This window comes from Curtobacterium pusillum, from assembly GCF_007680845.1.
Taxonomy (GTDB): domain Bacteria; phylum Actinomycetota; class Actinomycetes; order Actinomycetales; family Microbacteriaceae; genus Curtobacterium; species Curtobacterium pusillum_B.
On the sequence record NZ_VEIY01000005.1, the window covers coordinates 129,414 to 141,715 of the forward strand.

Annotated in this window: 12 protein-coding genes; 8 read left to right on the forward strand and 4 right to left on the reverse strand. The window is 71.9% G+C overall.

What is annotated here, in order from left to right:
* Positions 1–3 precede the first annotated feature (3 nt).
* The 5 genes from flgK to FS825_RS12405 all read left to right on the forward strand — a co-directional run bounded on the left by flgK (position 4) and on the right by FS825_RS12405 (position 4,935).
* Positions 4–1,425, forward strand: coding sequence for a flagellar hook-associated protein FlgK (gene flgK / locus FS825_RS12385; protein WP_144713435.1), 1,422 nt, complete (start codon positions 4–6; stop codon positions 1,423–1,425).
* Positions 1,426–1,427: 2 nt separating this feature from the next.
* Entirely contained in the window at positions 1,428–2,309 is an 882-nt protein-coding gene (gene flgL, locus FS825_RS12390) for a flagellar hook-associated protein FlgL (protein ID WP_144713437.1), read from the forward strand.
* Positions 2,306–2,674 carry a flagellar assembly protein FliW gene (gene fliW / locus FS825_RS12395; protein WP_144713439.1) on the forward strand — a complete coding sequence of 123 codons (369 nt, stop codon included), beginning with the start codon at positions 2,306–2,308 and terminating at the stop codon, positions 2,672–2,674. The genes flgL and fliW overlap by 4 nt, the downstream gene beginning before the upstream one ends.
* A 280-nt stretch (positions 2,675–2,954) precedes the next feature.
* Positions 2,955–3,914 (forward strand): PDDEXK family nuclease, encoded by a 960-nt coding sequence (locus tag FS825_RS12400; protein ID WP_144713441.1) that lies wholly within the window; start codon positions 2,955–2,957, stop codon positions 3,912–3,914.
* A gap of 118 nt (positions 3,915–4,032) precedes the next feature.
* The gene (locus tag FS825_RS12405; protein ID WP_186377220.1) at positions 4,033–4,935 is read left to right on the forward strand and encodes a hypothetical protein; all 903 of its coding nucleotides are present in this window, start codon (positions 4,033–4,035) and stop codon (positions 4,933–4,935) included.
* Between the two features lie 161 nt (positions 4,936–5,096).
* Here FS825_RS12405 and FS825_RS12410 read toward each other — a convergent pair whose 3' ends face one another.
* Complete coding sequence (locus FS825_RS12410) at positions 5,097–6,065, reverse strand: beta-ketoacyl-ACP synthase 3 (RefSeq protein ID WP_260981157.1); 969 nt, start codon at positions 6,063–6,065, stop codon at positions 5,097–5,099.
* A 163-nt stretch (positions 6,066–6,228) separates the two neighbouring features.
* Here FS825_RS12410 and FS825_RS12415 point away from each other — a divergent pair, with 163 nt between their 5' ends.
* Complete coding sequence (locus FS825_RS12415) at positions 6,229–7,200, forward strand: aldo/keto reductase (protein ID WP_144713445.1); 972 nt, start codon at positions 6,229–6,231, stop codon at positions 7,198–7,200.
* 120 nt (positions 7,201–7,320) lie between these two features.
* On the opposite strand, the gene FS825_RS12420 is transcribed toward FS825_RS12415, so the two are convergent.
* The 3 genes from FS825_RS12420 to zapE form a co-directional block, all read right to left on the reverse strand.
* Positions 7,321–7,977, reverse strand: a complete 657-nt coding sequence (locus FS825_RS12420; RefSeq protein WP_144713447.1) for a tyrosine-protein phosphatase — start codon at positions 7,975–7,977, stop codon at positions 7,321–7,323.
* Between the two features lie 348 nt (positions 7,978–8,325).
* Positions 8,326–9,600, reverse strand: a complete 1,275-nt coding sequence (locus FS825_RS12425; RefSeq protein ID WP_144713449.1) for an ammonium transporter — start codon at positions 9,598–9,600, stop codon at positions 8,326–8,328.
* A 177-nt stretch (positions 9,601–9,777) separates the two neighbouring features.
* Positions 9,778–10,737: a cell division protein ZapE gene (zapE, locus tag FS825_RS12430; protein ID WP_260981171.1), complete on the reverse strand. Its 960-nt coding sequence runs from the start codon at positions 10,735–10,737 to the stop codon at positions 9,778–9,780.
* Between the two features lie 181 nt (positions 10,738–10,918).
* On the opposite strand from zapE, the gene FS825_RS12435 reads away from it, so the two are divergent.
* Both FS825_RS12435 and FS825_RS12440 read left to right on the forward strand, forming a co-directional pair.
* Positions 10,919–11,824: a sulfurtransferase gene (locus FS825_RS12435; protein WP_144713453.1), complete on the forward strand. Its 906-nt coding sequence runs from the start codon at positions 10,919–10,921 to the stop codon at positions 11,822–11,824.
* Positions 11,821–12,276: a SufE family protein gene (locus tag FS825_RS12440; RefSeq protein WP_144713455.1), complete on the forward strand. Its 456-nt coding sequence runs from the start codon at positions 11,821–11,823 to the stop codon at positions 12,274–12,276. The genes FS825_RS12435 and FS825_RS12440 overlap by 4 nt, the downstream gene beginning before the upstream one ends.
* Positions 12,277–12,302 lie beyond the last annotated feature (26 nt).

Genomic DNA, 12,302 nt, shown 5'->3' on the forward strand with positions numbered 1-12,302 from the left:
ACCGTGGTCAGCACCTTCGGCTCCCTCTCCACCGCCTACTCCGGCCTCGCCGCCGCCCGCGCCGGCATCGACGTCACCGGGCAGAACATCGCCAACGCCGGCACCACCGGGTACACCCGGCAGCGCGTGACGCAGTCCTCGATCCCGGCCGCGCAGACCGGGTTCATGCGGGGCACCGCCGCCCTCGCCGGCCAGGGCGTCTCGGTCGACGGCATCGCCCGGCTCGGTTCGCTCACGCTCGACGCCGGCGTCCGTGTCGCCGCCGAGTCCTCGGCCTACGCCGACGCCCGCGCCACGGCGCTCTCCGCGCTCGAGACCGGGCTGAACGAGCCGGGCGACGACGGCCTCGCGACGAAGCTCGACGCGTTCTGGTCCTCGTGGAGCGAACTCTCCACGCACCCGAACGACCCCGGTGCCGCCAGCGCGGTGATCGGCGCCGCGAAGACCGTGGCGTCGACGCTCGCGAGCGGCTCGAAGGCGGTCGACGCCCAGTGGACCGCGGTCCGCGGCACGGTGCAGGGCCAGGTGGCGCAGCTCAACGATGCGGCGAAGCAGGTCGCCGACCTCAACGGCCGGATCCGCACCGCACTCGGCTCGGGCGGGAACGCGAACGAGCTGATCGACCAGCGCGACCAGCTCACCGAGCAGATCGCGACGCTCGCCGGCGGCACCGTCCGGGCGAACACCGACGGCACCGTCGACGTCCTCATCGGCGGCAACGCGATCGTGCAGGGCAGCGACGCCCGCTCGGTGGCCCTCGGCGGTGGTGCACGGCTCGCCGACGGCGCCCCCGTCACCCTGACCTGGACCTCCGGCACGGCCGGTGCGGTGGCGCTCTCCGGCGGCTCGATCGGCGGGAACCTCTCGCTGCTCGCCCCGGCCACGACGGACGGCACGGGCGGTGCCCTCGCCGAGGCCTCCGCGTCGTACGACCAGGTCGCGACGAAGCTCGCGTCCGCGGTGAACGCCGTGCACGCGACCGGCACCACGCCGACCGGTGCCACCGGCGCCCCGTTCTTCTCGCTCGCCGCCGGTGTCCCGGCCGCGCAGGGCCTCGGCGTCGTCCCGACGGACGCGAGCGGCCTGGCGACGCGGAACGCGGCGGGGGAACTCGACGACTCGTTCACGGACGCGCTCTCGCGACTCGGCACGGCCTCCGACGGTGCCGACCGCGCCTGGGCGACGTTCGTGGCGGGGGCGGGCAGCGCCTCCAGGACCGCCGCGTCGGAATCGACGCTCACCGGACTCGCCCTCACCAACGCGCGCACGCAGCAGCAGTCGGGCGCGGGGGTCGACCTCGACGAGGAGAACGTGAACCTGCTCAGCTACCAGCACGCGTACCAGGGCGCCGCGCGCGTCCTGACCGCCGTCGACGAGATGCTCGACACCATCATCAACCGCGTCGGACTCGTCGGGAGGGGCTGACCGTGATCACCCGAGTGACCACCCAGATGTCCATGACGGCCGCCAGCGCCCGCCTGCAGGCCGGAGCGGCGAAGCTCGCGCAGCTCACCGAGCAGGCGACCACGCTGCAGAACATCTCGCGGCCGTCCGACGACCCGGCGGGCACCGTGTCGTCGATGCAGGTCCGCAAGGAGCAGGCCGCCGCCGCGCAGTACACCCGCAACGCGAGCGACGCCGTCGGGTGGCTCGCGACGACCGACAGCACCCTGTCGAGCGTGTACTCGGTCCTCAACAGCGTGCGCGACCTCACCGTCCAGGCGGCGAACAGCGGCACCATGAGCGACACCGACCGGGACGCGTTCGTCACGCAGTTCCAGTCGCTGAAGACCGAGCTCGAGGCGCGGGCGAACACCACGTACGGCACCCGCTCCGTGTTCGCCGGCTCGTCCACCGCGTCGGCCGCGTACGACCCGACGACGGGGTGGGCCGCAGCGGGCACCGACGTCACCCGGCGCGTCGGCGACGGCACCACCGTCCGGGTCGACACCCCCGGTGCCGACGTGTTCGGCTCGGGCAGCACCTCCGTCTTCGCGATGATCGACTCGATCGTCGGCGACCTGCAGAGCGGCACGAACACGAACCCGCGCATCAACGACGTCGACGCCGCGATCGCCACGGTCCGCGGTGCGCAGGCGGACGTCGGTGTCCGGCACGCCGCCGCGCTGTCCGCCCAGGACTCGCTGAAGAGCGCGACCGTCTCGCTCGAGAACCGGCGCGCCGGCATCGAGGACAAGGACCTCGCGAAGGCCGTCCTCGACCTGCAGGTGCAGCAGACCAACTACCAGGCAGCCCTCGCCGTCACCGCGAAGGTCCTGCAGCCGACCCTGATGGACTACCTGTCATGAGCATCGACCTGACCTTCGCCGTCCCGCCGTTCGGCCTCGCCGCGGCCGACGTGTTCACGCTGACGCCCGTCGACGGCGCCGAGGGGCTCTTCACGCTGGTCGGCGACGACGCCCGGCTGTTCGTGCTCGACGCCGCGGTGCACCTGCCGTCGTACTCCCCCGAGCTCACGGATGAGCAGGCGGCCGGGCTCGAGCTCACCAGCGCCGAGGAGGCGATGCTGCTCGTCGTCGCGAACCCCGGCGAGTCCGGCACGACGGTGAACCTGCTCGCGCCGATCGTCGTGAACGCGCGGACCGCGGCCGGTGCCCAGCTCATCCTCGAGGGGCAGGACCTGCCGCTGCGCGCGGAGCTCGCGCGGCGCTGAGCGCGCGCGGGCGCGGCGCCGCCCGCCCGCCCCCGCCCGGCCGCCCACCCCTGCCGACTCGGAACGACACCCCCGCTGTCGTACGACACCGGGGATGTCGCTCCCCCACGTCCGCAACAGTTGCAGGCGCGCTGCAGCGACAAGTCCGGTGTCGTGCGACAACGACCTTGTCGCACCTTGCGCACGCGCTTCCCCTGCACCGCCCAGGAGGCGCGGCTCGTCCTCCACAGATCGAGTCCGGTCGACCATCGGCCGGTTCCAGTGCGGGCATCGTTGCGGCATGCACGAACGCGTCCTCGCCATCCCACTCATTCGCACCGGTGGCCACACCAGCGCGGAACGACGAGCACTGCAACGACGGGTGCACCGAGGCGATCTCGTAGCCGTCCGCCCCGGCGTCCTCGTGCAGCCGGAAGCGCTCGAGGGACTGTGGCCGGAGCATCGGCACCTGCTCCTCACCCGAGCGACGGCTCCGTCGATCCGTCCCCCGGTCCTGCTGTCCCACCGCACGGCGGCCGCGGTCTACGGGCTGCCGTTCGTCGGCGCGGTGCCGGAGCGGGTCGAGGCCGCCGATCCGCGGCGCGAACGGACGGAGACGACCGCGCTCCTCCGCGTCCACGGCGACAGTGGTGCGTTCCGCCGACCCGATCGGTGGGCGGATCTTCCGCCGACGAAGCCCGTCGACTTCGCGGGTGCGGCCACGACGTCCCTCGTCCGGACGCTCGTCGACGTCGCTTCCTCGACACCGCTCCGCGACGCGCTCCCGATGGTGGACGCAGCGTTGCGCGACCGACGGCTCCTCCCGGAGATGCTCGCCGACGAGCTCGCGAACCGGCCTCGGAAGGGCACGGACAAGGCGGCCGTGGCCGTGGGGATGGGGTCGGCGCTGTCAGGGTCCGCTGCGGAGTCGGTCGCCCGGGTCGTGTTCCGGCAGCTCCGCATTCCCGAACCCGTGCAGCAGCATGCCTTCGCGCGCACCGGAGGCCGCACGGCGGTGGTGGACTTCTGGTTCCCGGAGCAGGGCGTCGTGGTCGAGGTCGACGGGCGCGCCAAGTACGAGGACGCCGCGATGCTCGACGGGCGGACGACAGCGGACGCCCACTGGCAGGAGAAGCAGCGCGAGGACTTCATCCGGTCGTTCCCCGAGGTGCGGACCGTCGTCCGGTTCACCTGGGCCGACCTCACGGACCCCGAGCGGGTGCGCGTCGCCCTCGTGCGTGCGGGGATCCCGTGTCGATGACACCGCCGGAGCCTGCCGGGACGCCCGGACCACGAGGGCACGGAGCGGCTCGGCCCGGAAGCGCAGTGCCCGTCCGCTGCCCACGTCACTCCCACCGGCCCCGCGTAACGTCTGGTGCATGGCCCGAGAGCAGAAGGACCAGGCGATCGTGCCCATGCCGGCAGCGCCTGTGCCCTCCACCCCCACTGACCCGTCCACGCGCACCCCCGAGCAGTCCGCCGGCTGGGTGAAGATGCTCGACCGCGTCCTCAGCGTGCAGCGCCCCGTCGTGGTCGCCCACGTGAAGTCGCTCCGACGACGGCACCCCGACGCCTCACCGGCGGAGATCATCCAGACGCTCGAGCGGCAGTACCTCGCCGCGGTGACGACCGGCGGCGCGGCGGTGGGCGCCAGTGCCGTCATCCCGGGCGTCGGCATGGCGGCGGCCCTCGGCCTGAGCGGCGCGGAGACGGTCGGGTTCCTCGAGACCACGGCCCTGTTCGCGCAGTCGGTGACCGAGGTCCACGGCATCGCGCTCGACGACCCCGAACGGGCTCGGATGCTCGTGATGGCGATGATCCTCGGCACGCCGGGCACCCAGCTCATCAACCAGCTCGCCGGGCAGATCGGCGGCGGGCAGGTCCGCACGGCGTTCTGGGGCGAGATGGTGACGTCCTCGCTCCCGAAGCAGGTCGTGAACGGCATCGGTGGCCAGGTGCGTGACCAGTTCATCAAGCGGTTCGCGGCGCGGCAGGGGACGACGATCCTCGGACGCGCACTGCCGTTCGGCATCGGCGCTGCGGTCGGCGGCCTCGGGAACCACGCGCTCGGGCGGAAGGTGATCCAGGCCTCCCGCACGGGCTTCGGGCTGCCGCCGGCGTCCTTCCCGATCGTGCTCGAACCGAAGGACGGCAAGGCACCGAAGCAGGTCAAGGCGCCGAAGCAGACGAAGACGCCGAAGGAACGCCGCGCGCTCCCCCGGCGCAAGGGGCGCGAGGACCTCTGGGCCGACACTCCCGACCACACCGACGACACCGTCTGACGGACCGGGCCCGACCCCGGCACACCGCACCACCCGCGAGACAGACCGCGCACCGCACACCCGCCGGACCGGACCGCACGAGCTGTGGACCCACCACGCAACGGACCGGAGGCGCGGTACCGACCGGCACCGCGCCTCCAGACCGCTCGGAACAGACCGCCTCAGCGCGCCCGCACCGGCGTCGTCACGACTTGCCCCGCGTGCGCGAACCCGCCCCCGAACCCGAACAGCAACGCCGGCACCCCTTCGGGCAGATCCCCCCGGGCCCACGCTTTCGACAGCCCGAGCGGCACACTCGCCGCCGAGGTGTTCCCCGACTCGACGACGTCGCGCACCACGAACTTCGACTCCCCACCGAGCGCCGTGACGAGCGGCTCGATGATCCGCAGGTTCGCCTGGTGGAACGCGAACACCTCGATGTCGTCGAGCGTCAACCCGGCGGCGGCCACGGCGGCCCGGGCGTGGTCGGCAGCCTCGGTGATGGCCCAGCGGTAGATGGAGCGACCCTCCTGGGTGAAGCGCTCGGGGTCGCCGGAGACGAGGACGGCCTCCTCGAGGTGCGGCACGCTCCCCCACGACACCGGCCCGATCTGCGCCGTGTCGGACACCCCGAGCACGGCGGCTCCGGCTCCGTCGCCGACGAGCACGCACGTCGTGCGGTCGGTCCAGTCGACGATGCCCGAGAGGACCTCGGAACCGATCACCACGGCGATGTCCGTCGAACCGACCCGGATCGCCTGGTCGGCCAGCGCGACGCCGTACTCGAACCCGGAGCAGGCGGTGTTGATGTCGATGGGCGCGACGGACGGCGAGAGCCCGAGTGCGGCGGCGACCCGGCCGGCGGTGTAGGGCGCACGGTCCTTGTGCGTGGTCGACGCGACGATCACCAGACCGACGTCCGACGCTGCGATGCCGGCGTCGGCGATGGCGTTCCGGGCGGCTTCGATCGCCATGGACGTCACCGTGTCGGAGGGACCCGCGATGTGTCGGGTCTCGATCCCGGTGCGCGTGCGGATCCACTCGTCGTTCGTGTCGACCATGGTCGAGAGCTCGGCGTTGGTCAGGATGCGTGATGGCTGGTGGTGGCCGAACCCGAGGATCCGGCTGCCACGGAGAGCTGGGGTGTTCACGAGACGGCACGCTACTCCTCCCGGGGACCGGTCCATGCCCGACTCGGCATGCGCCCCGGCGCGGAGCAAGGGTTCGTCCTCCACAAGCACCCGGTCCGAGGCCGGTACTCACAGGGCCTGTCTCCGACCCCCGCACGGCGCGAAGACCGCGTAGACCAGGACCATGGACTACACACACCTCGGCAGGACAGGGCTGTCCGTCTCTCGGGCAGTGCTCGGCACCATGAACTTCGGACCGGAGACGAGCGAGGACGACTCGCACGCGATCATGGACCGGGCGCACGAGCTCGGCGTGAACTTCTTCGACACCGCCAACGGCTACGGCGGCTCGGTGGGCAAGGGCGCCACCGAGGAGATCATCGGCCGCTGGTTCGCGAAGGGCGGCGGCCGCCGCGAGAAGACCGTCCTCGCGACGAAGGTCTACGGCGACATGATCGACTGGCCGAACGGCGGGAAGCTCAGCGCGTACAACATCCGGCAGGCGCTCGACGCGAGCCTCCGTCGTCTGCAGACGGACCACATCGACCTCTACCAGTTCCACCACGTCGACCGGGCGACCCCCTGGGACGAGATCTGGCAGGCCATCGACGTCGCCGTCCAGCAGGGCAAGGTGCTCTACGTCGGCTCGTCGAACTTCGCCGGTTGGCACATCGCCCAGGCACAAGAAGCCGCGAAGCGCCGCCACACCCTCGGCCTCGTCAGCGAGCAGTCGATCTACAACCTCGTCGTCCGCGACGTCGAGCGGGACGTCCTGCCCGCCGCCCGCGAGTACGGCCTCGGCGTCATCCCGTGGTCGCCGCTCCAGGGCGGTCTGCTCGGCGGCGTCATCGAGAAGACCGAGAACGGCTCCCGTCGACTCTCCGGCCGCAGCGCCGAGTACGTCGAGGGGCACCGCGACCAACTCACGGCCTACGAGTCCTTCGCGAAGGAGCTCGGCCACACGCCGGGCGAGCTCGCCCTCGCGTGGCTGCTCCACCAGCCCGGCGTCACCGCGCCGATCACCGGCCCCCGCACGATGGAGCAGTGGGAGTCCGCGGTCCGCGCCGTCGACATCCGCCTCGACCAGCGCGCACTCGACCGGCTCGACGAGATCTTCCCGGGGCACAAGACCTCGCCGGAGGACTACGCCTGGTGACGCGCTGACGGCGCGACCAGTGCGTCGCTGACGCGACCATCCGACGGGAGGCGCGGTGCAGGTCCGACCCGCACCGCGCCTCCCGTCGGTCGTCACGTCCACGACGCGACCCGCCTTCGCTCAGAGGGCCGCGATCTCCTCGTCGCGCAGCCCGGCGCTCCGGAGGTAGGCGTCGACGGAACCCCACCGCCGTTCGACGTGCTCGATCACCGTCGTCATGATCTCGGGCACGCACCGCTGTGCGATCGCCGTCGCCTCGGGGTCACGGCTCGCGGCCCGTTCGGCGGCGAAGCGCTCCGCGAGCCCGTCTGCGCTCGCGGCGTAGTCGGCTCCGACGGCGTCGAGGTCCGCTCCCCAGTGCCGGGCGAGCAGCGCGCTGACGATGCCGGTGCGGTCCTTGCCCGCGGAGCAGCAGACGAGGACGTCCCCGTCGGTGGCCGCGATCGTGCGGAGGGCCGAAGCGATCCCGGGGCGGTGCCGGTCGAGCCAGTCGGTGTACTGCTCCTCGAGCTGGACGGCGGCGGGGTCGGCCTCGACGGGGGACGAGGGGTCGAAGAGCGGCACGGACCGGTACGCGTCGGTGTCGGCGAGGGGGTGCGGGAGGGCGGTGGTCTCGTCCTCGCGGCGGAGGTCGACGACGGCGGCGAGTCCCGGCGGGTAGGCGTCCGGGCCGACCTGTTCGGTGTTCGCGCGGTAGACGGTGCGGCGGCGGGAGGCCTGCAGTGCCGGTCCCCCGACGGGACGGAGGTTGGTGAGTGCGCTCGACGTCGTCGTCATGGTCCCACTTTGCCCGTTCGGCGGGCCGGCGGGGCGCGCACGGCGGCGGCGCGGCGGCCCCCGGCGGCGCGGCGACCCCTGGCGGGGATCGAACCACGAAGACGACGTCGAACCAGGCGCGGCGGCTGGTTCGACGTCGTTCCCGTGGTTCGACCCGAGCGCCGGCGCCGGCGCCGGCGGCCGCGACCCGCCCGCCCGCGCCCCCGCGGCCCTGCGCGCCGCGCGCCGCGCGCGGCGGCGCCGCGCCGCAGCCGCAGCCCCGCACACGCCGACGGGCCCCGCGCTGCTGTCTGCGCGGGACCCGTCGTCGTGTCGGCCGGAGCCAGAGCCGGAGCCGGAGCGGACTCGCTACCGGACGGAGACCGGGGTGGAGTCGCGGTCCTCGTAGAGGACGTAGCCCTCTTCGCCGTGGACCGCGGTGTCGATGCCGGCGACCTCGTCCTCGGTCTTCACGCGGAAGCCCATCGTCTTCTCGATGATGAACCCGATGATGAAGGCGAGCACGAACGAGTACGCACCGACGGCACCGGCCGCGGCGGCCTGCTTGCCGAGCTGCGCGAACGAGCCCGAGTAGATGAGGCCGGTGTCGTTGGCGAAGAAGCCGAGGTAGAGCGTGCCGACGATGCCGCCGACGAGGTGGACGCCCACGACGTCGAGCGAGTCGTCGAAGCCGAGACGGTACTTCCAGTCGATCGCGAAGCAGCAGATGATGCCGGCGACGAAGCCGAGCAGGATGCCCCAGCCCGGGGTCAGTGCGGCACACGCGGGGGTGATCGCGACGAGACCGGTGACGGCACCCGAGGCGGCGCCGACCGAGGTGGCCTTGCCGTCCTTGAGCTTCTCGACGAGCAGCCAGCCGAGGATCGCGGCGGCCGGGGCGGCGAGGGTGTTCACCCAGGCGATCGAGGCGATGCCGTCAGCAGCACCCTCGGACCCGGCGTTGAAGCCGAACCAGCCGAACCAGAGGATCGCCGCGCCGAGGAGGACGAAGGGCGGGTTGTGCGGCTTGTGCGCACCCTTGGCGAAGCCGACGCGCTTGCCGAGGACGAGCGCCAGGGCCAGACCGGCCGCACCGGCGTTGATGTGCACCGCGGTGCCACCGGCGAAGTCGATGACGCCCCACGTGGCGGCCCAGCCGGACGTGAGGTTGAACACCCACGAGGCGACCGGGAAGTAGACCACCGTGACCCAGATGCCGGCGAAGACCATCCACGCGCCGAACTTGGCGCGGTCGGCGATGGCGCCGGAGATGAGCGCGACCGTGATGATCGCGAACGTCGCCTGGAACCCGACGAACGCCATCGACGGGTACGCCGCGTGGATCGTGGAGGCCTTGGCCTCCTCGAACGCCTGGCCGAGGCCGATCTGGTTCCAGTCGATGCTGAAGAACCCGACGACGCCGGAGACCGCCGTGCCGTCGCCGTGGTTGGCGAACGCGATCGCGTAGCCGTAGACCACCCAGAGCACCGCCACCAGGGCGATCGCTCCGAAGGACATCATCATCATGCTGATGACGGACTTGGCCTTCACCAGACCGCCGTAGAAGAACGCCAGGCCCGGTGTCATGAACAGCACGAGTGCCGCCATGATCAACAGGAAGCCGGTTTGGCCCTGATCAAGCATTGTTCACCTCTCGATTGCAACCAGCGGCTCTTGGTCCGCGTCGGGTGCCACCGAGTCTGGCGATGCGAGGTTTCACGAGGGAGCACGAAGTGTTTCGCGGGTGTAACGCGACGGCCCGTTGTGTAAACGTCGTGTTTCGGCTGCCGGGCAGTCCCCTGGACGGGGGCCGCGAGTCCCTCAAGCGGCTCGCGTCAGCGCCACCACGCGGCTGGCAGCACGGAGGTACTTCTTCCGGTAGCCGCCGTTGAGCATCGACTCGGGGTACACCTGGTCGAGCGGCGTGCCGGACGCGACGATCCGGACCTGGGCGTCGTAGAGCCGGTCGACCAACGCGACCCAGCGCAGGGCGTCGGTCTGGTCGGTGAAGGCCCCGACGTCGGTCAGTCCCACGGCATCGAGCCCCTCCACCAGGGCGACGTACTTCGACGGGTGCACCGATCCGAGGTGCGCGACCACGGCGCGGAAGTCGTCGAGCGTGACGGACCCGGCAGGCAGTGCCACAGCGACGTCGGACACCGTTCCCGCTGACTCGTCGACCGCTCGGCGGCGGTAGTCGAGGCCGTCGATCCGCATGGTGTCGAAGCGGTCGGACATCGCCTGGATCTCGCGGAGGAAGTCCTGCGCCGCGAACCGGCCCTCGCCGAGCGCACCCGGTGGGGTGTTCGACGTGGCGGCGAACCGCGTGCCGGTCTCGGTAAGCTCCTTGATGAGCCGTGTCATCACCATGGTGTCGCCCGGGTCGTCGAGCTCGAACTCGTCGATGCACACCAGGGCGGTGCCGCGCAGCAGGTCGACGGTGCCCTGGAACCCGAGGGCCCCGACGAGGGCCGTGTACTCGATGAAGGTGCCGAACGTCTTCCGGCCGGAGGCGGCGTGGTAGGCGGCGGCGAGCAGGTGCGTCTTGCCGACGCCGAACCCGCCGTCGAGGTAGACGCCGGACTTCGCGGCCGTGTCCGACACAGCGGCACGACGCCGCCCGAACAGCCCCCGGCGCGGCGCGGCCGACTCGGGACCGGCGGCCACGAACGCCGCGACGGCGTCCCGCACCGACGCCTGGGACGGGTAGTCCGGGTCCGGCCGGTACGAGTCGAACGAGGCGTCCGCGAACTGCGGCGGCGGCACGAGCGCGGCCGCCATCTGCTGCGGGGTCACCTGCGGATCGCGGTCGACGAGGTGTTCAGGCAAGAGGACCCTTCCGGGAAGCATGTCGTGCGGTGTCACGTTGCAGGAGGCGAACGGTGCGTCCGCGTACCGTTGCCCGCAGGCACCGGCGACCGATCCTAGTCCGGTGCCGGACGACCACCTGGAGGTACCCGCGATGACCGCACCCGTCGACCCGTCCGAGAAGTTCACCGCCTACGCGCACCCCGAGCGCCTCGTCTCCACCGAGTGGCTGCAGGAACAGCTCGACGCCGGGACCCCGGACCTCGTGGTCGTCGAGTCCGACGAGGACGTCCTCCTCTACGAGACCGGGCACATCCCCGGCGCTGTGAAGATCGACTGGCACACCGACCTCAACGACCCGGTGCAGCGCGACTACATCGACGGCGAGGCGTTCGCCGAGCTCCTCGGCAGCAAGGGCATCGGCCGCGAGACCACTGTCGTCATCTACGGCGACAAGAACAACTGGTGGGCCACCTACGCCCTCTGGGTCTTCTCCCTGTTCGGCCACGAGGACGTCCGCCTGCTCGACGGCGGTCGGGCGAAGTGGATCGCCGAGGACCGTGCGCTCACCACCGACCAGACCGTCGTCACCCCGGCCGAGTACCCGATCGTCGACCGCATCGACACCGAGATCCGCGCCTACAAGGACGACGTGCTCGCCCACCTCGGCAAGCCCCTCATCGACGTGCGCAGCGCACCCGAGTACTCCGGCGACCGCACCACTGCACCGGACTACCCGGAAGAGGGCGCCCTGCGCGGCGGCCACGTCCCCACCGCCGTCAACATCCCGTGGGCGACCGCCGCCGCACCCGACGGCACCTTCAAGAGCCGCGCCGAGCTCGACGCGATCTACCGCGAGGGCGCCGGCATCGGCGACGCCGACGAGGTCATCGCCTACTGCCGCATCGGCGAGCGGTCGAGCCACACCTGGTTCGTGCTGCAGCACCTCCTCGGCTACGACAGCGTCCGCAACTACGACGGCTCGTGGACCGAGTGGGGCAGCGCCGTCCGCGTCCCGATCGTGCAGGGCGCCGAGCCGGGTACGATCCCGAACCGATGACCGACGCACCACTCCCCACCGTCCTCGCCGAGATCCGGGACGACTTCCTCGAGCTCTCGCAGCCGGACCGCCTGCAGCTCCTCCTCGAGTTCTCGAACGAGCTGCCGGCCCTGCCCGAGCGGCTCCAGGGACACGAGGACGAGCTCGAACGCGTCGAGGAGTGCCAGTCCCCCGTCTTCATCACGGTCACCGTGGGTGCCGACGGCGACGCACCCGGCATCGTCCGGATGCACGCCACCGCGCCGCGCGAGGCGCCCACCACGCGCGGGTTCGCGTCGATCCTCGCGCAGGGACTCTCCGGACTGACGGTCGAGCAGGTGCTCGCCGTGCCGGCGGACTACCCGCTGACGATCGGGCTGAACGAGGCGGTCAGCCCGCTGCGCATCCGCGGCATGGTCGGGATGCTCGGCCGGGTGCAGCGACAGGTCGCAGCGCTGGCCGCGGTCGCGTAGACCCACACCGGTACGGACTGGAGGCG